The 20,169-nt window shown below is 57.9% G+C and carries 21 protein-coding genes and 1 tRNA gene; 8 read left to right on the top strand and 14 right to left on the bottom strand.

What is annotated here, in order from left to right; genetic code table 11:
• The first annotated feature begins 904 nt into the window (after positions 1-904).
• The 4 genes from ACA071_RS10595 to ACA071_RS10580 all read left to right on the top strand — a co-directional run bounded on the left by ACA071_RS10595 (position 905) and on the right by ACA071_RS10580 (position 4,239).
• Positions 905-1,675 (top strand): alpha/beta hydrolase, encoded by a 771-nt coding sequence (locus tag ACA071_RS10595; RefSeq protein WP_497644253.1) that lies wholly within the window; start codon positions 905-907, stop codon positions 1,673-1,675.
• Positions 1,676-1,808: 133 nt separating this feature from the next.
• Positions 1,809-2,066, top strand: a complete 258-nt coding sequence (locus ACA071_RS10590) for a DUF2790 domain-containing protein (protein WP_497644252.1) — start codon at positions 1,809-1,811, stop codon at positions 2,064-2,066.
• Positions 2,067-2,167: 101 nt separating this feature from the next.
• The gene (locus tag ACA071_RS10585) at positions 2,168-2,839 is read left to right on the top strand and encodes a heavy metal response regulator transcription factor (RefSeq protein ID WP_054053013.1); all 672 of its coding nucleotides are present in this window, start codon (positions 2,168-2,170) and stop codon (positions 2,837-2,839) included.
• Positions 2,836-4,239, top strand: coding sequence for a heavy metal sensor histidine kinase (locus ACA071_RS10580; RefSeq protein ID WP_497644251.1), 1,404 nt, complete (start codon positions 2,836-2,838; stop codon positions 4,237-4,239). Before ACA071_RS10585 ends, ACA071_RS10580 begins: the two co-directional genes overlap by 4 nt.
• A 58-nt stretch (positions 4,240-4,297) precedes the next feature.
• Here ACA071_RS10580 and ACA071_RS10575 read toward each other — a convergent pair whose 3' ends face one another.
• The 6 genes from ACA071_RS10575 to ACA071_RS10550 all read right to left on the bottom strand — a co-directional run bounded on the left by ACA071_RS10575 (position 4,298) and on the right by ACA071_RS10550 (position 7,965).
• Complete coding sequence (locus ACA071_RS10575) at positions 4,298-4,666, bottom strand: DUF6124 family protein (protein ID WP_497644250.1); 369 nt, start codon at positions 4,664-4,666, stop codon at positions 4,298-4,300.
• 388 nt (positions 4,667-5,054) lie between these two features.
• Positions 5,055-5,240, bottom strand: coding sequence for a YceK/YidQ family lipoprotein (locus ACA071_RS10570; RefSeq protein WP_429514219.1), 186 nt, complete (start codon positions 5,238-5,240; stop codon positions 5,055-5,057).
• Positions 5,241-5,303: 63 nt separating this feature from the next.
• Positions 5,304-5,540 (bottom strand): YceK/YidQ family lipoprotein, encoded by a 237-nt coding sequence (locus ACA071_RS10565; protein WP_497644249.1) that lies wholly within the window; start codon positions 5,538-5,540, stop codon positions 5,304-5,306.
• A 208-nt stretch (positions 5,541-5,748) separates the two neighbouring features.
• A protein-coding gene (locus ACA071_RS10560) for an IS3 family transposase (RefSeq protein ID WP_497303756.1) occupies positions 5,749-6,911 on the bottom strand; the annotation gives its coding sequence in 2 pieces (ribosomal slippage) (positions 5,749-6,656 and positions 6,656-6,911; 1,164 coding nt in all).
• Positions 6,880-7,659, bottom strand: coding sequence for a signal peptidase I (gene lepB / locus ACA071_RS10555; RefSeq protein ID WP_497644248.1), 780 nt, complete (start codon positions 7,657-7,659; stop codon positions 6,880-6,882). The genes ACA071_RS10560 and lepB overlap by 32 nt, the downstream gene beginning before the upstream one ends.
• 60 nt (positions 7,660-7,719) lie before the next feature.
• Positions 7,720-7,965 (bottom strand): hypothetical protein, encoded by a 246-nt coding sequence (locus ACA071_RS10550; protein WP_497644247.1) that lies wholly within the window; start codon positions 7,963-7,965, stop codon positions 7,720-7,722.
• Positions 7,966-8,456: 491 nt separating this feature from the next.
• Between ACA071_RS10550 and ACA071_RS10545 the strand changes: the two genes are divergently transcribed.
• Both ACA071_RS10545 and aac(6') read left to right on the top strand, forming a co-directional pair.
• Positions 8,457-8,846: a hypothetical protein gene (locus ACA071_RS10545; protein ID WP_497644246.1), complete on the top strand. Its 390-nt coding sequence runs from the start codon at positions 8,457-8,459 to the stop codon at positions 8,844-8,846.
• A gap of 143 nt (positions 8,847-8,989) precedes the next feature.
• The gene (gene aac(6'), locus ACA071_RS10540) at positions 8,990-9,442 is read left to right on the top strand and encodes an aminoglycoside 6'-N-acetyltransferase (RefSeq protein WP_497644245.1); all 453 of its coding nucleotides are present in this window, start codon (positions 8,990-8,992) and stop codon (positions 9,440-9,442) included.
• Between the two features lie 106 nt (positions 9,443-9,548).
• Here the strand turns inward: aac(6') and ACA071_RS10535 are convergent, their stop codons facing one another.
• The 3 genes from ACA071_RS10535 to ACA071_RS10525 all read right to left on the bottom strand — a co-directional run bounded on the left by ACA071_RS10535 (position 9,549) and on the right by ACA071_RS10525 (position 10,856).
• A complete protein-coding gene (locus ACA071_RS10535) occupies positions 9,549-10,094 on the bottom strand; it encodes a bacteriocin immunity protein (protein WP_497644244.1) in 546 nt (181 codons plus the stop codon).
• A 42-nt stretch (positions 10,095-10,136) separates the two neighbouring features.
• Positions 10,137-10,493 carry a DUF6572 domain-containing protein gene (locus tag ACA071_RS10530; protein WP_497644243.1) on the bottom strand — a complete coding sequence of 119 codons (357 nt, stop codon included), beginning with the start codon at positions 10,491-10,493 and terminating at the stop codon, positions 10,137-10,139.
• A 286-nt stretch (positions 10,494-10,779) separates the two neighbouring features.
• Positions 10,780-10,856 (bottom strand) — tRNA-Val (locus ACA071_RS10525).
• Positions 10,857-11,039: 183 nt separating this feature from the next.
• Here ACA071_RS10525 and ACA071_RS10520 point away from each other — a divergent pair.
• A complete protein-coding gene (locus tag ACA071_RS10520) occupies positions 11,040-12,323 on the top strand; it encodes an NAD(P)/FAD-dependent oxidoreductase (protein WP_497644242.1) in 1,284 nt (427 codons plus the stop codon).
• A gap of 289 nt (positions 12,324-12,612) precedes the next feature.
• On the opposite strand, the gene ACA071_RS10515 is transcribed toward ACA071_RS10520, so the two are convergent.
• Positions 12,613-13,461: an oxidoreductase gene (locus ACA071_RS10515; RefSeq protein ID WP_497644241.1), complete on the bottom strand. Its 849-nt coding sequence runs from the start codon at positions 13,459-13,461 to the stop codon at positions 12,613-12,615.
• Positions 13,462-13,577: 116 nt separating this feature from the next.
• Here ACA071_RS10515 and ACA071_RS10510 point away from each other — a divergent pair, with 116 nt between their 5' ends.
• A complete protein-coding gene (locus ACA071_RS10510) occupies positions 13,578-14,477 on the top strand; it encodes a LysR family transcriptional regulator (RefSeq protein WP_497644240.1) in 900 nt (299 codons plus the stop codon).
• An 81-nt stretch (positions 14,478-14,558) separates the two neighbouring features.
• Here the strand turns inward: ACA071_RS10510 and ACA071_RS10505 are convergent, their stop codons facing one another.
• From ACA071_RS10505 to ACA071_RS10490, 4 genes are read right to left on the bottom strand one after another with little or no spacing between them, the layout of a single operon-like run.
• On the bottom strand, positions 14,559-15,530 hold the full coding sequence (locus tag ACA071_RS10505; RefSeq protein WP_497644239.1) for an XdhC family protein: 972 nt from the start codon (positions 15,528-15,530) through the stop codon (positions 14,559-14,561).
• A 1-nt stretch (position 15,531) separates the two neighbouring features.
• A complete protein-coding gene (locus ACA071_RS10500; protein ID WP_497644238.1) occupies positions 15,532-16,767 on the bottom strand; it encodes a c-type cytochrome in 1,236 nt (411 codons plus the stop codon).
• 2 nt (positions 16,768-16,769) lie between these two features.
• The gene (locus ACA071_RS10495; protein ID WP_007982256.1) at positions 16,770-17,309 is read right to left on the bottom strand and encodes a (2Fe-2S)-binding protein; all 540 of its coding nucleotides are present in this window, start codon (positions 17,307-17,309) and stop codon (positions 16,770-16,772) included.
• Positions 17,302-20,133, bottom strand: a complete 2,832-nt coding sequence (locus tag ACA071_RS10490) for a xanthine dehydrogenase family protein molybdopterin-binding subunit (RefSeq protein WP_497644237.1) — start codon at positions 20,131-20,133, stop codon at positions 17,302-17,304. Before ACA071_RS10490 ends, ACA071_RS10495 begins: the two co-directional genes overlap by 8 nt.
• Positions 20,134-20,169: the final 36 nt, after the last annotated feature.

Genomic DNA, 20,169 nt, shown 5'->3' with positions numbered 1-20,169 from the left:
GCTCTGATCGTTGCCTTTGAACTACTTGGTGACTTCAAGGCTTATGACCCCTGCCGTCGTGCCATGCAGTCAATTGTTTCCACGGGCGACACTTCATCCCCGGCACAAACTTGCCAGGCAAATAAATAAAGCAATTATTCTAATTATTGGACGAGTGCAAACAATTCAGCAAGTTACTGCAGGGCAGTCGTCACAAGTTGACGACTCCATTGAATAAGGCGCGATTATCCAAAAACCGTTAATACAGTACTGACGCGTAGAGATATTGGGTGAAACCGGTTACAGCTGCACCATTGTTGCGTTGAAGCACCATAATGAAGCACTGCTAGCCATCACCGACGCAGCAATACCGAACAAGCTTACTTAAACTTGATTTCAATTATCTGACGGATCATCAGCGCAGTTCGCCAATGAACAAAACCGCCGGTCTCATTTTCGGAAGTGAACACGAGCATACATTCGAAGTTATACATGTCAACTGTATTCTCAAAGTCTTGCTCCTCTGTACGAGTTGTTCTCTTCCCTGGGGAATTTCCAGCTCGGGGCTGTTTTTATTCCCTCGGAAGAGAGACAAGCATTTCTCGGAAAGTTCCCGATGAATGTTGATTCGATCAAAGTATTGATTTGCCACTACGTCATTGTGTGACACAGCGCACGGTGATCAGCCCCCGGCCTGCTTACTGTGCCGAGTGTTTGTGACGCACACGGCAAACTTTTCAAGTGTTACGCAAATTTTCGATGGAACCGAATGGCCCCGATTGACCACTCAGCGCCGCCCGAACCCCGGATTACAAACTTGTCATTGAGTTGTCAGCGTAGGCGGCACCCTCGATTCATACAGTGAAGTCGTCAGTCACCCAGCCCGGGTGACTCGCCTCCACCGATGATGACAAGGGTCGACACCATGAAACCAATGAACAAACTCTGCCTGATCGCCGCCAGCCTGCTGATGCTTGGCACCGGTTCCGCCATGGCCAGCAACATTGCGCCCGTGAAGGCCAACAACGTCGTGCTGGTGCATGGCTCCTGGGCCGATGGCTCGAGCTGGTCCGAGGTGATCACGCGGTTGCAGGCCGCCGGTCTGCACGTCACTGCAGTGCAGAATCCGCTGACATCGGTGGCCAATGACGTCGCCGCCACCCAGCGCGTTCTCGATCAACAGGACGGCCCGACGGTGTTGGTCGGCCATTCCTACGCCGGCACCGTGGTCAGTGAAGCCGGGCTCGATCCGAAGGTCAGCTCGCTAGTCTATGTCGCCGCCCGCGCCCCGGATGCCGGAGAAGATTTCGTCGCGTTATCCGGCAAATACCCAACGATGCCGGTGCGCGCCGGCACCGAGGAGCACGACGGCTACGTCACCTTGAAGCAGGACGCCTTCCTCAAATACTTCGCCGGTGATGTCCCTCGCGACAAGGCCCTGGCCCTGTTCGCCGTGCAACAACCGATCGCCAAAACCCTATTTGGCGAGCGCACCACTGCGGCGGCCTGGCACAGCAAACCGTCGTGGTACGCGGTGTCCAGCCTCGACCAGACCATCAACCCGGACCTGGAACGCTTCCTCGCCAAACGCATGGGCGCGACCACCATCGAGTTGCCTTCGAGCCATTTGTCGCTGGTATCCCACTCGAAGGAAATCGCCGACCTGATCCTCGAAGCCTCCGGCCGCCAGCCGTAATCCCGGGCGGATTTGCATTACAACTTTGTCATTCAACTGTTGGTCGGCTGTCCGGATCGCCTCGTTAACCTGAGCTCACTGCCCAGCCATCTGACGGCAGCCACCTTCATTCAGATTTAGAGAGAGACACCTCATGAAAATGTTAATCCTCGGTTTCGCCGCCCTCCTCGCCACCGGTTCGGCCTTTGCCGACACCCAGCCACAAGCACCGGTGATTCACGACAAGACCGGGTTCTTCGTCCATATGGACGTCGCTAAAGTCCTGTCCACTACTGATATCTCACAACAGTGCGGCATCATTCCTGCGCGGCTGGACTACCTGGACCACAAAGGTCAGGAGCACGTGCTGGATTACCAGGTCGAAGGCTCCGGTTGCACCAATGACAATTGAGTGTGCGTTGCCAGCCCTGTGTAGCTCGCCTCAGGTGCGGATGATCGGGCTACACTGGCTCACGCCCTCCACGGCGCAATGACTTCATACGGAAACCGACCATGAACATCCTTGTCGTTGAAGACGAGCCCAAGGCAGGCAACTACCTGCTCAACGGCCTGCAGGAACTCGGTTACTCGGTCAGCCTGGCGCGCAATGGCGTGGACGGCCTGCACCTGGCCCTGGAAACCTCGTTCGACGTCATCGTGCTCGACGTGATGATGCCGAAAATGGACGGCTGGGAAGTGCTGCGGCGCTTGCGCAAGGAAGCCGATACGCCGGTGCTATTCCTCAGCGCCCGCGACGACATCGCCGACCGCATCAAGGGCCTGGAACTCGGCGCCGACGACTACCTGATCAAACCGTTCTCCTTCGCCGAACTGGTGGCGCGCCTGCGCACCCTGACCCGACGCGGTCCGTCCCGGGAAGAAGAACAACTGCAAGTGGCCGACCTGCAGATCGACGTGCTCAAGCGCCGCATCACCCGCGACGGCGTGCGGATCACCCTGACCAACAAAGAATTCGCCTTGCTGCATCTGTTCGCCACGCATCAGGGCCAAGTGCTGTCGCGCTCGCTGATTGCCTCGCGGGTTTGGGACATGAATTTCGACAGCGACACCAATGTGGTGGACGTCGCCGTGCGGCGGCTGCGCTTGAAAGTCGACGATCCGTTTCAGCTCAAGCTGATCCACAGCGTGCGCGGTATCGGCTATCGCTTTGATACGCAGCCATGAACGGTCGGCCGCATTCCCTGACCCTACGCCTGGCCTTGCTGTTTGCCTTGCTGGCGTTTGCCTCTGTCATCACCCTGGGCGTGTGTTTGTACCGCGAGCTGGAGCGCGAGTTGATCCGGCGGGACGATGCCGCACTGGTCACCCGGGTCGATCAACTGCGCACGTTTCTGAATGACAGCAACACCCTGGACCTGATCAAGAGCAAACCGGCCTTGTTCCAGAACATGCTCGGCAACCGTGAATCGGTGCTGGTGATCGGTGCGGCCGGACAAAAACCTTTGCTGGTGGTCAATCCCGGCAACCTCGACTTGCCGAGCCTGTCGCCCGTGACGATGGATCATCCGCTGGTCCTGGCCGACGTTCAGCATTTTTCAGGCGTGGATGGCGTGCCCTTCGCGGCGCTGGCAGCGACCATCGACTCGGGCGATTTGGGCAGCCTGCAAGTGGTGGCCGGCCGACTGATGACCGAGCGCACCAGCGTGCTGGCCAACTACCGGTTGCGCGTTTACTTCCTGGCCGGTGTCGCCGCCCTATTGCTCGCGCTCTGCGGCTATTTGCTGCTTTATCGCGGGCTGCTGCCCTTGCGGCACTTGGCCAGACACGCCCACGGCATCGGCGTCGGCAACCTCAGCGAACGCCTCGTCAGCCAAGGCGCGCCGCTGGAAGTGCTGCCGATGATCGACGCCTTCAACGGCGTGCTCGACCGCCTCGCCAAAGGTTTCATCCAACTCGGCCAGGTCTCCACCGACATGGCCCACGAACTGCGCACCCCGATCAACAACCTGCTCGGCGAAACCCAAGTCGCCCTCCAGCAAAACCGCAGCGTCGAAGCCTACCAACAACTGCTCGCCTCCAACGTCGAAGAACTCGAACGCCTGGCGCGCATGCTCGACAACATGCTGTTCCTCGCCCGAACCGACCCGGCCAGCGCCCTGCGCCAACGCCAGGAACTGGACGCGGCGGATGAGATGGAGCGGATGGCGGATTACTTTGAAGGATTGGCGGCGGATGCCGGGATCAGCATCAACGCCCATGGCAGTGGCGTGATCTGGGCCGAACCGATGTTGCTGCGGCGAGCGCTGGCCAACCTGTGCTCGAACGCTATCAAATATGGCGCACCTGATTCGGAGTTGGTGGTGAGTGCGACGCCTTCTTCTGATGGGATCAGCCTGCGGGTGAGTAATCACGGCGCGACCATTGATGCGGAGCATTTGCCGAAATTGTTTGACCGGTTTTATCGGGTGGATGAGTCGCGGGAACGGTCGGCGCAATCGAATGGGTTGGGGCTGTCGATTGTGGCGACGATTATGCAGTTGCATAGCGGGGGGTATGGCGTCACCAGTGAGAATGGGGTGACGTGTTTTGAGTTGTTTTTTCCGGGGCGGGTGTTGGAAGGATGATTTTTACGCGTTGTTGAAGTAACGAGGGGGCGATCCCCCTCGTTACCGTGCCTGGCTGCTACCCAGGCTTGTGGTTATCCAGTACGCGATTGACCGCTAACTCACTCAACATGATCACCCGTTGCAGCACCAGCATCGTGTAGCGTCGCGGGCCGTCCGATAAGTCAACGAGGTCGTTGACCATCTCGCGGGCTGAGGCCAACGATTCGCTGGCATCGACAAGCAACGTTTCGTCATCCACCGCTGCGTCGATGGTGTAAAAAGTGCCGGATTTGCGGGGCGGTATCTGCGTTTTCGTCGCCCCTGAGTTGAGGTAGAACTTGAGTGCGCGGTCGGCCGACGCTTTCAGTTTCTCGGGATCAAGATCAAAAGAAGCATCGTAGGGTACTGGATCGGTATCTGGGGGGTTGGGCGTTACTTTGAACATGTCTTAACTCTCTCTATGAGGCTACGACCAGTTCGCGACTAAACGAAAGGGAGGCAGCTGTGCACAGGTTAGTCGACCGACGAGCTAAGAAATCGGCGCACCCGAGAGTGCCCTGCGCACAGCTACCATCAAGTGCAGGTTGGGATACCTGACTGATTGGCGCTTATGCGACTTAGCAACAACGGGCGACTAAACCCGACCACTGATGAGCAGTGGTAGGTAAACGATAGAGCCCAGCCCCAAGGCGCACAAGCCGGCGGATTCTGGCGCACGCGTAGGTAATGGCGCAAGAGTTTGTAGCCTCTTATGACGTAACACAGAGTGTCTTTAAACGCGCGGCTCGCAACGGTTAAACACATCTCACAAAACCTGGGTACGTCCTCGATCACTACCGGCAAAAAGGCAGTGATACAGTGTCAGCCACAAAAGTGAATGGAACGTCGATCAGTACAAGCGGACCGAAGAACTGAGCCCACAGATACTCATCGTGTATCCCGCCGTAGCATTGATATGAACCTGGCCCCGTCACCGAGCCCAACCAGGCGCAACCGCTCAACTGTGAAATAGCCAACATTAAAATGAGCTTCCGTAGCACGTAATGTCCTTATTACTGTTCCATGTCTGCGGCATAGACGCCTCAGAGATTGCAGGTGTATTGATATTCGAAAGGGAAAAACACCGTATCGACCACCAATGAAAACGGCGCGTCGAGCAGTAAAAAGGGGATCAGTTTTCCGTGGGATGTGCCGACCAACCACCAATCAAAACGAACACCCATATAGGGACAAGGGTGGTAATAGTCCATCCGCGTAGCGACCGCCGCGCACCCACTTAAACCGGTGAGCACAGCCAGTAAAATCACTTTCCAAAACACGTAACGTCCTTATTACTTCCATGCGCAGAAGTGCATAGACGGCATTGCAAAAAGTTAGTCACCGATGCCGAGTTCGTCAGTGAATGGATGCCACCTACCAGATCGCTGTTCCGGTTTTCCTACCGTCAACCGAGTAAATGATTTCGGTAGTTTTGCAGCGGACATTAGCCAGCGCTACTGGCCCATCGGTTCGACTGTCATGTAGTGGTCAACTAATCCCGGACACGACGTTAAGTTTTTCTTCGGCCCGAGCTGGCGCCAGCCCACCATTGAATTGATGGGGTCGAACCCAGTTGTACCGATGCATCAAGAAATGGCTGATATCGCGCTGGGCTTCTTGAGCCGTTCGGTAACCCGTGGTCGGTATCCATTCCGTTTTCAAGCTGCGGAACACGCGCTCCATTGGCGCGTTGTCCCAGCAATTCCCCCGGCGACTCATGCTCTGGCGCATGCGATAACGCCACAGCCGCTGGCGAAATAAACGACTCGCATACTGCGACCCTTGATCCGAGTGAAACAGCAGGCCCTGAGGTCTTCCGCGCTGCTCGTAAGCCATATCCAGCGCCTTGATAACCAGATCGGCGTCCGGCTTTTCCGACAACGCCCAGCCCACCACCCGGCGCGTGCAAAGATCCAGCACGACAGCCAGGTAATGCCATTTCCCCTGGGCCCAGATGTAGGTGATGTCGCCGCACCACACCTGGTTGGGTGCCGGAACATCGAACTCCCGATTCAAGATGTTCGGGATATCCAACCGTTCAACCGTCGCTCGTTTATAGGCATGTGATCCGGGCTGTTTACTGACGAGGTCAAGCTCACGCATCAGGCTGCGCACTTTGAATCGACCGAGCTGCTCACCGTCGTCACGCATCAGCGACAGGATGCTGCGGCTGCCCGCAGCACTGCGACTTTGCGAGAACAGCTCGCTCACCCGGCTGCGCAACCGAAGCCGTTCGACATCAGGCGTTCGGCGCCTAAGGTGCTGGGCGTAGTAGCACGAACGGGTGACTTCAAACACCTTGCACAGCCAATCAATCGGCTCATGGACGCTCAGCTGATTGATCAGCGCGTACGCTCGTGATCTTCCGACATCAAGAGCGCGGTAGCCTTTTTTAATATCGATTTTTCCCGTTCAAGGCGGGCGATCCGGGCTTCCAGCTCCTGGATTTTCTGCTGTTCCGGGGTCAGCGCTTTGCTCTGCGGAGTGACGCCTTGGCGCTCCTGCTGAACCTGATCAACCCAGCGGCGCAGGGCCGACTCGCCGACGCCGAGTGAACGGCTGGCTTCGATGTAGCTGTAGTTTTGTTTGAGCACGAGGTCGGCAGCCTCGCGTTTGAATTCAGCAGAAAAGGAACGGCGTTGTTTGGTCATTTGACACCTCGATCTGGCGAGCATTCTCACCTAAATGGGTGTCCGGTTTCATTAGACCACTACACTCACGACTATTGTCGCGGTTGTCTCCCAACACGAAGACATACCCACGCGCAATCTGTGTTCGCTCAAAGCTTTGCGAGTAGCTATTCTCCCTTGGTGACCCCGAATGAAACGGCCCAAAGTTTTCTCCGTTAAGCAGCACGTCGCCGTCGACAATCTCAATGCTGTTTCCCTCGGTGGCGGCGATACGCTTGACCTGAACTTTCCCTTCACACTCGTAAGCTACGACATCGCCCAGAGAATAATCTCTACGCCGACTATCACAAACAACCGCATCGCCAGTCATCAGCGTCGGCGCCATGCCATTCCCCTGAATGCGATAACCTTCAAATCCGAGCAATCGAGAACGCGTGCTGGGTTGAATCAGCAACCAAAGACCGACTGCCATCGCGGCAAGGAAGAAAAAATGCTCTCGCTTGCTGTGCACTTTGATACGCCTACGCGCAAACCAGGCACCGGCAAAGGCTGATACGCACTTCGTCACGATGATAATCGCGACCAATACAAGTACGCCGCGCCGGCTGGTAAACAGCCCAGACCATCCTCCTATCAGTAAGCAGCTCCATAGCGCGGCAATGAGCGCTGCGGCAAGTCGAGGTCGACCTGCATAGAACAATCCCCAGCCGCTAACGACAGCACCCAGTAGAAACGCCGCCGAAGGTTTGGCAGGGTTAGCAGCTTGCATATATACATCCATGAAATGGTGCAGAGGGCCGCATGCGTAGCGAAGATGCTGCCGGTCTGCTTATGGCTTGGAAGCATGACCTTGGAATAGCTTGGTATAGGCGAAATACCCCCCCGCAATCTCAGCGACGGCCAGCACCCCATACACCGCGCCAAACATGAACGATGAGGCGATGAAACCTATCGCCACGATGCCAACAAAAATCTGGATGATTTTTAGCGTCTTTTCTTCCAGAGAAAATTTCCCATGCAGAAATAGACCTGCTGCAAGACCAATCACAATACCCACAATGATTCGTGCAAACATCACTCAACTCCTTTTGCTGAAAGGTGGGAAGCTTACTCCAGAAAGGATAATTGCACCCCTCCCAGAGGCTCGGCATGATGCCACGCATTTTTTCCCTGCAGCTATAGTGATAGATCGTCGGTGTCGGGATGGATCTCACGAGGGAATCAAGGATGAGCTTAATAAAACGTCTACTGTTGGGGTGCTCCCTGGCTTCATGCTGCTCGGTTGCTTTGGCAGTAACCCCTTACGGGTCATGTAGCGACAGCGCTCAGTCCTATCAGGATCGATACCAAAGCACGATGAGAGCCAGCGACCTTGTCTGCTACCAGAAAGCACTCGAGCGCGAACTTGGAGGAAGCTCCGGATACGATTGCAGCCAAAGCGCGGAGCACTACCAGACGGAATACGAAAGCAATCAGAGATCGAGTGACCTGGTTTGCTATCAAGAGGCGCTTCAGCGCGAGATGAATTAGGTTTGGTGGCTATTTCAATAAACCAAGGACAAAGGTATGAAAAAAAAAGTAGTAGCAGGACTTCTCGCGTCCATTGGACTCATTTCCTGCGCCCACGCCGACACCTTCACAAGTGCAGACATCTGCAAGGCAGCCATTTCAGTTGAGATGGGCCGACCAACAAAAACGATGAAAACCAACCAGGCTGAACCAAACCCTGAGATATCTTATCGACGTTCGGACGGTGACTCATTTCGGTATCGATGCCAAGTGAGCGAAGACCGTGTTATCTGGTCAACATTCTTGGCCGATACAAACGAATGGGGTCGCTGGAGAAACCGATATTCAGAGGGAGATGCGTCGACAACGTATTCAATTTCGAAAGGTGTACTAACGATTAGCAACGATCAGTCGGGCGACCAGACCTTTAAGAAGAAAGATTTTTAGTCGCAAAAAGGTGGCCCCAAAAAGGTGACAAATTTATTTACTGCTTAAATCTACGAAAATAAATCTGCCCCCCTTTTCCCATTTCAAACCTATCCGAGGATGACCTATGATCCTCGGCAGTTCTTCTTTCGAGTGCTCCCTCAATGATTAAACGCTGCACTTTGCTCGACCATCAGGGTTGGTTGCCCCTGCGTGTTGCCCTGTGGCCCGACTCCGCCGCGGACAATGACCATGACAAACAAACCATGCTGAGCGCGCCAGAGCGCTATTTGGTGCTGATCTTCGTTAATGAGGAAGACGACGCGCTAGGGTTTGCCGAAGCGTCGATCCGAACGGACTACGTCAACGGTACCAACTCCACGCCCGTGGCCTTTCTCGAAGGTCTGTACGTCCAGCCTGCCAGTCGGGGCGAAGGCATAGCGCGGCGACTGGTGACGGGCGTCCAACAGTGGGCAGAAGAAATGGGCTGCACCGAACTGGCTTCGGATGCACTGCTGGATAACCAGGGAAGCCACGCCATGCATAAGGCATTAGGCTTCGCAGAGACCGAACGGGTGGTTTATTTTTTGAAGCCTTTGGGGGCAATCAAGACGTAGTAGTGAGCGCCCCTTCCAGAGCCAGGGCATGCGGATATAGATTCAGGGCTGCTCGCCAACATGCTCAATTTCACTACAGCGCACGATGGCTTTGAGAAAGCCATATCTACTTAGACGCTTCTCCATCAATCAACGCAATTTCGATCACTTGCTCAGGGGATAGCTCCTGCGAATAATTCACATCGCCAAAGTATTCGTCTGGCCAAAAAATCAAATCTGATACGCGCTCATTGGGGATGTTGATTTCCAGCAGACTCAGCCAAAACTCGATGGCATGGTCTTCCCCATCACCCTGCATGACCCTTCGCGCCAGTTCAATCAACTCAAGTTTGGTTACATCGGCCACGCGTCGCTGATTCGGCTTGGCCAAAACCTTGCGAACCCACGTGTCATGAGCCTGGCCTCCATAAATACCCTGAAAGTCAATGAACTCAAGCTCAGTCATGGCTTCTCGATTGAAAGCGATCAACTGATCCCGAGTCTGTTCGGGATGTCCGCCATCAATTTCTTCAGCCAACTCAGTCAGCCGGGCGACTTGCAATTCGTCTAGTACGGGCGGCATTAAATCAGGGCGAAGCTCCATAGGTTCTCTCACAGTCCATTCGTTAATCGTTGTATCCCGATAAGCCATGAGCAGTTCACCAAACTCCATATCTGAACGCTCTTTGCTGGCTGAACATCGATACCTAGCCAGTTACATTCTGCGAATTTCTTCGTTCGCATCAAGCTCGAACTCAAATCCGATCCCCACTTCCTCTAGCGTCTCAGTAACGCGATCGATGAAGAACTCGGCTTGCTCGGGGAGCTCATACAAACCGATAACACGGATGATGGGGTGCTTGCCCAGCGCACCGGGAATCTCGGTGTATATCTCGCCGCTTTCGATGAAGGCTATGTATGCGTTGATTTTCTCTTGGAGCAACAGCAGGTGCTCGCCTTGTTCGGCTTTGCCACCCCATTCGAGATGGTCAGTGATCACCAATATCAAGTTGTCAGACTCCCACTTTTCGACAGCCCAGATATCAATGACCTTCGGATTTGTGATCGACATGCAATGCTACGCCTCAACTGCCCGGTACAGGCTCTTCGCTTTTTGTTAACTCTTGAATGGCACTAGACCGTTGGCAGCCCGTCATTTCGTTTGATGGTCGCAAGCCTCGTTTAATGACTTCCCATATCAATGAGAACCTCTACAGCACCATCCGTTATCGGCGCTCACATTACCTTTTGTGAACGAACCCGATATTTTGTGAGCGCTCTGCATAAATCCAAGACAACAAAAAAGGGCCCACCTTTCGGTGAGCCCTTCTAGACCGCCCAGCAGAGCGGATTTTGTTTGGTAGGCGCGATTGGACTCGAACCAACGACCCCCACCATGTCAAGGTGGTGCTCTAACCAACTGAGCTACGTGCCTGCTGTGTGGCGGCATTCTACGGAATTCCGGAGGGGTGTCAACACCTTTTTTCGAGCTAACCCTATGAATATGCAAAATATTTAATTTTGCTGCTGCGACGGAGATTTTCCGGTGGCTGGCGGCGGTTTTTTAACTCGGATAGGATCGGCGGACTCGTAAAATATATTAAACAGAGGCTGCAGGATGGCGAACACCCCCTACCCCGAGTCCTATTACGCTGCATCGGCCAATGCGGTGCCGCCGCGCCCGGCTTTGCAGGATGACGTAGAGACTGATGTCTGTGTGATTGGCGCCGGTTATACCGGGTTGTCCTCTGCCCTGTTTTTGCTGGAGAACGGTTTTAAGGTCACGGTGCTTGAGGCGGCCAAGGTCGGGTTTGGCGCGTCGGGGCGCAACGGTGGGCAGATCGTTAACAGTTATAGCCGCGACATTGATGTGATCGAGCGCAGTGTCGGGCCCAAGCAGGCGCAGTTGCTGGGGCAGATGGCGTTTGAGGGTGGGCGGATTATTCGTGAGCGGGTCGCCAAATATAATATCCAGTGCGATTTGAAGGACGGTGGTGTGTTCGCCGCGATCACGGCCAAGCAGATGGGGCATCTGGAATCGCAGAAGCGTCTGTGGGAGCGGTTCGGGCATACGCAGCTTGAGTTGCTGGATCAGAAGCGCATTCGTGAAGTGGTGGCCTGCGATCAGTATGTCGGCGGCATGCTCGATATGAGCGGCGGGCATATTCATCCGTTGAACTTGGCGCTGGGTGAAGCGGCGGCCGTGGAGTCGTTGGGCGGCACTATTTATGAGCAGTCGCCGGCGGTGCGCATTGAGCGCGGGGCGAATCCGGTGGTGCATACGCCGCAGGGTAAGGTTCGGGCCAAGTTCATCATCGTGGCGGGCAACGCGTATCTCGGCAATCTGGTGCCGGAGTTGGCAGCGAAGTCGATGCCGTGCGGGACGCAGGTGATCACCACCGAGCCGTTGGGCGATGCGTTGGCCAAGGCGCTGTTGCCGCAAGATTACTGTGTCGAGGACTGCAATTACTTGCTCGATTATTACCGTCTGACCGGCGACAAGCGTTTGGTCTTCGGCGGTGGCGTGGTGTATGGCGCGCGGGATCCGGCGAATATCGAGGCGATTATTCGGCCGAAGATGCTCAAGGCGTTTCCGCAGTTGAAAGACGTGAAGATCGATTACGCCTGGACCGGAAACTTCCTGCTGACCCTGTCGCGTCTGCCGCAGGTCGGACGGCTGGGGGACAACATTTACTATTCCCAGGGTTGCAGCGGGCATGGTGTGACGTACACGCATCTGGCGGGCAAAGTGCTGGCCGAGGCGTTGCGCGGGCAGGCTGAGCGCTTTGATGCGTTTGCGGATTTGCCGCATTACCCGTTTCCGGGTGGGCAATTGCTGCGTACGCCGTTTGCGGCATTGGGGGCCTGGTATTACGGATTGCGGGATAAGTTTGGGTACTGAGCGCCTGTTTCCGCTCTGTAGCAGCTGTCAAGCCCCGGCGAGGCTGCGTTCGGCTCTGTAGCAGCTGTCGAGCCCCGGCGAGGCTGCGTTCGGCTCTGTAGCAGCTGTCGAGCCCCAGCGAGGCTGCGTTCGGCTGCGCAGCAGTCGTAAAATCAGGCGACGCGGTGTTTCAGGATATCCGCGCGCTCAGGTTTGACGACTGCTGCGCAGCCGAACGCAGCCTCGCTGGGGCTCGACAGCTGCTACAGAGCTTGGGGTTGCTCACACATTTTGTTTAGTGTCGTGGCTATCAGCTTGGGAAGTCTGCGCCTTCACTGACATCCGCCCAGCCTTCGAAGTCCTTGCGCAGGGCTTCGATTTTGCCGCGCCCACCCGCCAGTGCGGCTTTGCCCAATAGCAGGCGCAACGGCGGGTTTTCAGATTCGACCGCATTGACGATGGCCACCGCCGCACGGACCGGATCACCCGGCTGTTTGCCGTTGTAGCCACGGATCATGTCCATGCGCTTGCCAGCCGTTTCATCGTAATCGCTGATGGTCCGGCTCGCCTCGTTGGCCGAACGCCCCGCCCAATCGGTACGGAAACCGCTGGGCTCGACGATCAACACCTTGATGCCCAGCGGCGCAACTTCCTGGGCCAGGGACTCGGACATCCCTTCCACCGCAAACTTGGTGGCGTGGTAGAAACTCACCGCCGGGAACGCAACAATCCCGCCGACCGAGGAGATATTCACCACCGAGCCGCTACGCTGCTGGCGCATGCCCGGCAGCACGGCGCGGGTCATTTGCGCCAGGCCCCAGACATTGATTTCCATCATGTTGCGCACTTGTTCCAGATCGCTTTCTTCGAACGAGCCGAAGTAGCCAACCCCTGCGTTGTTCACCAACACATCGATGCGGCCGAAACGTGCCTGAGCGGCTTCAACGGCAGCGTTGATCTGCGCCGGGTCCGTGACGTCCAGCGTCAATACCAGAGCGATGTCTTCGTGACCTTTGACGATGTCTTCGACCTGCGCCGGGTTACGCGCGGTGACTACGGTCGGGTAGCCGAGGCTGAGGGTGTGCAAGGCCAGTTGACGGCCGAAACCTGTTGAACAGCCAGTGATGAACCAGACCGGTTTGCTTGTCGATGCAGTCATGCGGATCTTCCTCCAGGTAACTGCCCGCTCGTGCGAGCCATGGGATCGAGTATGGACACGCCTGGCTTTGCTAAAAAGGGCCATAATCCGCAAGCCCTTTTCGGAACAACCACACAATGAAAGATCCGGATTTTCAACAGTTGCGGTTGTTCATGCAGGTTGCCCAGGCGAAAAGCTTCACCAGCGCCGCCGATGCCACGGGGTTATCGGTGTCCACGGTCAGCCATGCCGTGCGCGAACTGGAGAAACAGCTGGGGCTGCGATTGCTGAACCGGACCACTCGCAGCGTCAATGTTACGGAAGCGGGTGAGCAGTTGATCGCCAGGATCGCGCCGTTGATGGAGGATCTGGGGCTGGCATTGCGCAGCGCTTCGGCGGCGGGTGATGAGGTGGCCGGGACGTTGCGCCTGAGCATTCCATCAAGCGCCAGTCGGCTGATCCTGCAACCGCTGTTGCGCCGTTTTTTGTCGGCGCATCCGGGGATCAACCTTGAAGTCGCGGTGGACAACAGCCTGATTGATATCGTTACTCAGGGTTTCGACGCCGGCATTCGTTACGACGATGTGCTGGCCCAAGACATGGTGGTGGTGCCGATCCTGACGGACATGCGCTTTGCGGTGGTGGCGTCGCCGGAGTACCTGGAGTGCCGGACGCTTCCTCAGCAGCCGCAGGATTTGTTGCAGCATGAATGCCTGAATTATCGCAGCGCCGCGTCAGGCGCCCTGCCCCGTTGGGATTTTGAAAAGGACGGCAAGCACACGCGGATTGCGGTCAAGGGACGGCTGGCGACCAATGATAGCGATTTGCTGTTACGGGCGGCGCTGGATGGTTTTGGGTTTGCGTACTTGTCCCATGCGCCGATTGCCGCGCACTTGGATAGCGGGGAGTTGGTGTCCGTTCTGGAAGACTGGGTGCCGACCAGCACGCTTTACCTGTATTACTTTGAGCGCAATAACACGCCGAAGAAGTTGCGGGCGTTTATCGATTTTTTGAAGGCCAATTCATTGGGGATGTAGCCAAAAGATCGCAGCCTTCGGCAGCTCCTACGCCGAACGCACTCCCCTGTAGGCGCTGCCGAAGGCTGCGATCTTTTGATTTTAAAGCCGATCCCGCGGGATGCCGCTGCGGATTCGCAGGATGTCGGCCAATACTGCAAGGGCGATTTCCGCCGGGGTCTTGCTACCCAGGTTCAACCCAATCGGCGCATGTATCCGCGCCAATTCCGCATCCCCCAACCCACCAATCCTGCGCAACCGCTCGAAGCGCTTTTGCGATGTCTGCATCGACCCCATCACGCCGATGTAAAACGCGTCGGTGCGCACCGCTTCCATCATTGCCAGGTCATCAATCCGTGGATCGTGGGTCAACGCAACAACCGCCGTATCGCTGTGACAGCCGCCATCGGCGATAAACACCGACGGCAGTTGGCGACGAATCTCGACGCCTTCCAGCACCACGCCTTCCAGCACTTCGTCCCGGGGGTCGCACAGAATCACCTCAAACCCCAAACCCACGGCAAACTCCGCGCAGGCCTGGGCGACGCTGGAATACCCGGCCAGCAGCAACCGCTGAGCCGCGCCGATCCGCACGCGCACCCGGTCAATCTCACGCTCGATGCGCGCACCCTGCTCGCTGTCGGCAAAGGCACTGCGTGCGCCGCTGGCCAGATCGACCTCGCGGATCAACCGGCGCTGACCCAACAGCGCCGACTCCAGCTCGCGCAAATGCGCCTGAACCTCGCAATCCGATTCAAGCTTCTCCACCAGCACATCGAGTACGCCGCCGCAGGGCAGGCTCACTCGGGAACGTGGGTCATCGCCTTCGCCATAACGCACGACGCTGACCGCCTCCTCAAACGCGCCTTCAGCAACACGTTCAAGGAAATCCTCCTCGACGCAACCGCCGGACAGCGAGCCGATCCACTGCCCCTCAGCGTTCACCGCCAGCAGCGAGCCCGGCGCACGCGGTGCCGAGCCGTAAGTGGCCAGCACCGTGCACAACCACACCCGCTGACCGGCGCAAGACCACTCCAGCGCCCGGCGCACCACTTGCAGATCGAGATGCTGCATGTCAGTGCGCCTTGTGCTCAGCCGGTGGGGCGTCCGCTTGCAGCTTCTGCACATCGCTCACCGCCAACTCGCTCGACTGACCGCCCCAACCCTGACGCAGGTAATTCAGCAGATCGGTCAGTTGCTCATGGCTGAGTTTGTCGGCAAACCCCGGCATCGGTTGCATGCGTTCGAACCCGGCGAATTTCTGCTCGCCGATGCCGTCCTCGATCACCCGCAACAGGTTGCGCGGGTCTTCCAGGCGCAACGTGGTGTTGCCGCGCATGGCCACGGCGATGTGCGGCTTGCCCTCGCCGTTTGGCGCGTGGCAACCGGCGCAGACGTTCAGGTAGTCCTGACGACCGCGTTGGGCGCTGGGGCTCATTTTTTCCAGCGGCACCTCGGTCAGCACTTTGGCCGCCGGGGCTGGATCGCCCAGCAGATAAGTGGCCATCGCCGCCAGGTCCGGGTCATTGAGGCCTTGGGTGCTGTTGTGGAACACCGGAAACATCTCGTTGAACATCGTGCCCTGGGCGCTCATGCCGTGCTTGAGGAAGGTGCTCAGGTCCTGATGATTCCAGCCGCGCGCGGCCAAGTCAGTGGCCAGCAGGCTTGGCGCCAGATAGCCGTTGAGCAGGCCGCCGGTCAGGCGTTTATCCTGTTGCATCGCACCGGGCAAACCGCGCGGGGTGTGGCATTCGCCGCAGTGACCGAGCACTTCGACCATGTACTCGCCGCGCTTGAAGGTTTCGCTTTTGCCTTCGGTGGGCGCGAGTTTCACGTCCTTGCCGTAGAGCATGTTCCAGCCCATCAAACCCAGGCGCACGTTGAACGGGAAGCTCAGGCTAGTGACCGGTGCTGCGCGCTCGATCGGCTCGACGGTTTTCAGATACGCATGAATCGCATCAGAATCTTCGCGCGGCATCAGGTGATACGAAGTGTAGGGCATCGCCGGGTACAGGTTCGCGCCATCCCGGCGTTTGCCTTTAGTGAGCGCGGCGAAGAATTCGTCATCGTTGTACAAACCAATCCCGTGCTCTTTGCTCGGGGTGATGTTGGTGCCGTAGATCGTGCCGAATGGCGAGACGATTGGCAGACCGCCCGCATAAGGCGCGCCGCCCGGTGCAGTGTGGCAAGCCATGCAGTCGGCGGCGCGGGCGAGGTATTCGCCGCGCTTCACCTGATCATCCGCGTGAGCCAGCAACACCGGCGCAGCCAGACCAACCGCCAACGCCAGGCGGGACAGTAAATGCTTCATGCTTAACCCTCCTTGACCAGGCCGAGATCGGTCAGCACGTTGCGCGTCGCGCTGTAATAACGCACGTAGCCGGTGCAGCGGCAGATATGGTGGCCGAGGCTGTCCTCGATGACTTTTTCCAGCTGACTTTTGACGATCGGCTGACGCTGGAGTTTTTCCACCAACACGGTCGCGGCATTCACAAAACCTGGCGCGCAGTAGCTGCACTGGAAAGCGAATTCATCGACGAAACGCTGTTGGATCGGGTTCAGTTCGGTGACCTTGCCCTGCTCATCGCGGGTCGCGTGGCCTTCGATGGTCCGCACTTTCTTGCCTTCGAAGTAGTGCGCGCCAGTGATGCAGGTGCGTACTTCTTCGCTGGTGCCGTCCGGGTTATCGACGATCACCACGCAGGCGTGGCAGATACCCTGGCCGCAGCCGAGGCGCGAGCCGGTGAGGTTTTTGTATTCGTGCAGGTAGTCGATCATCGGCAGGTCATCAGGGATGTCCACCGGGCCGACGGATTGACCGTTGAGGGTCAGTTGAAGCGGACGGTTAGCCATTGAGGGCCTCCTTGATGCGTGCAGAAGTGATAGGCAGGTCGCGGACCCGTTTGCCGATGGCGTGGGCCACGGCGTTACCGATGGCGCCGACCACCGGGATCATCACCACTTCGGCAATGCCCTTGGATGGATCGCTCGGCGACAGCGGCGGCAGGATCTCGGCGGTCTGGTTCCACACCGCAACGTGGCGTGCCATCGGCAAGCGATAGCGGTTGAAGTTCCAGTCACCCTCCCCCGGCCCGCCTTCGTACAGCGGCATCTCTTCGAGCAGCGCATGGCCGATGCCCATGGCGATCCCGCCTTCGAGTTGGCCCTTGACCAGTTCTTCCACCAGCACCCGACCGCACTCTACCCACGAGTGATGGTTGAGCACTTGCACTTCGGCGGAGCCCTTGTTCACTTTCAATTCCACCAGCGTCGCGACCGGGCTGTAGTAAGTCACCGCCGCGTTGTTCAACTGGGTGTCCGGGTAGTGCACGTTCTGGCGATCCAGCAGGTGGAAACCGGCGCTGGTCATCTGCGCCAGCTTCGCTTTCGGTGCGCCATCGCCGTACTTCACGGCCAAGCCATCCAGCGGCAGACGTTCGCGGACGCCGTCGATGCTGAACTCGGCTTCGGCCCAACTCCAGCGGTTGAAACCGTGCACCGTCGCGCCGGTCACCAGGCCCTTATCGTGGGCGTGTTTCGCCAGTTGCTCGAAGCTCAGCGGCTGCATGCCGTTCGCGGTGAGTTTGCCGTCGACCCAATGCGAGTCTTCACGGCGCACCACGTACGGGTTGGCCTGGCCGCCGTAAGGACCTTGACCCCAGATCTGCAGCGCCGCTGGCCACAAGCCGTGGTTGAACAGCACGCGGGAGGCTTCTCGGGTGGCGTGGCTGAAGTAGTAGGCGGAGTTAGTCGCCGACGAGGCCGAGGCGAGCTTGCCGACCCAACGCGGGTTACGCAGGAAACCGTCCTGCTCGGCCTGGCTCATGATGTACGGGTTGCCGCCAGTGATCAGCTGCAACTCTTTCCATTCGGTTTCGCCGGTCTTCACTTCGGTGGCCGGGATGCCGATGAAATCAGCCACCACCAGGGCTTGCGAAGTGGACATGCCGGTGCCGATTTCGATGCCGATATGGCGCAGGGTCACGTGCCCTTCAGCGGTGAATTCGATGCTGGCCATCGGCGCTTCGGAACCGGTGCCGAAGTCTTTCTGGCAGATGGCGAAACCGACGCCGTACCAGTGATCCGGGTCGGCGGCTTCGCGCTGCAGCTTGATCAGATCGCGGTTTTTCCAGACTTCGTGGACGGCGGCCTTGTCGAGGATTTCGTGCAGGCGCAAGGCACCGGCCGGGACCGCGCCCTGAGTGTTTTTCATGCCCGAGAGCATGGCGTTTTTCTTGCGCAGGTCGATGGCGTCGATGCCGAGGCGACCGGCGATTTCGTCGACCATCATCTCGGTGGAGGCCATGCTTTGCAGAGTGCCGTAACCGCGCATCGACCCGGCTTCAACGGCGCGGGAATGGTAGGCCGTAACCTGCAAATCGTTTTGCGGCATGTAGTAGATCGACTGCGCCGCCGTGGCGCCAACCGCCGCCACTGAAGGGCTGTAGTTGATCCGTCCGCCGCCGTCGACGTTCATCTCGGCGCGGAAAATCTTGAAGCTGTGATCGGTCTTGTCCACGGCCAATTGGTAGCGGATATCGAACGGGTGACGCTTGATGCCGCTCTGGAATTGTTCGTAGCGATCGTTGGCCAGACGCACCGGCACACCGGCGCCGTACAACGCGGCGAGCGCGGCGTAGTAGACGAAGATGTTGTGGTCTTTGGAACCGTAACCGACGGTGTAGCCAGGGTGCATGTTCAGGTTGGCCAAGCCGAACCGCGACGGCGCGATCATCTTCGCGGTCTCGGTGGCGGCTTCCAGCGGGCACTGGGTCGCAACGACAAAATGCAAGGTCTTGGTGGCCGGGTCGTACCAGCCGTTGCCGTTGTCCGGCTCCATCGCAGCGGGTTCGATCGACGGGGTTTTGTAGCGCTCGTCGAACACCAGCCAGTTGTCCGGCGGGCTGTCGATTTGCTGCTTCATCCGGTCGGCGTAAAACAGCCCGCGCTCGGTCAGGTTGCCGTGCAGGTCCGGCTGGGAATTCCACACCGGGCGACGGTTTTTCAGCATCGGGAACAGGATCGAATCCTTGAGGCTGGCGAATTCATCTTCATCCGCCGAGGTCGCGCCGCCGACCCGTACGTAGCGGAAGCTGCCGTAGGGATCGCCTTCGTAGTACGGCACTTGGGCGCCGTAGCGGATGGCTTTGTCATTGAATTTGAGCTTGGCCTTGGCCTGACGGAAACGCTCGAAGTCGTTCCAGATCAGGATCGCCACCGGGTGACCGATGAACATCGGCACTTTGCCTTCGGGCAGCAGCGGATCAGGCGCGTGCTCTTCCGGGAAGACAATGCCGTCCTTGTCCAGGTCGGCGGCGGTGACAATGCGGTCAGGCTGCAAGTCGGCGCCGAGCCACGACAGGTCGTAACCTGCGTAGATGCGGTCGGCCTTGGTGATTTTCAGCAACATGGCGTGGCCCTGCTGCTGGGGCCAGCCCGGCATGTCCTTGGCGCGGATGTCGCGGGCAAAGACTTTGCTGCCGCAGACTTTGGACAAGGCATCGTTACGCGAGCGCGCCTTGCCGTTGTTGCCGAGCCATTGCTCGGACGGCACGGTCACGCTGTTTTCCATCAAGGCCGCCAGCGCCTGGGTGCTGAGCGGTGTAAGCGTCACGCTCACACCCGCCACCAGCCCGCCCTGAAGGAACGAGCGCCGGGATATTTCACGGTTGGACATGGATCATCCTCTGGGCGGTTATGGGTCCGCCCTTCT

This window comes from Pseudomonas sp. LBUM1646, assembly GCF_059716165.1.
Note: the sequence above shows the minus strand (reverse complement) of the source record. Positions and strands in the feature narration are given on the sequence as shown.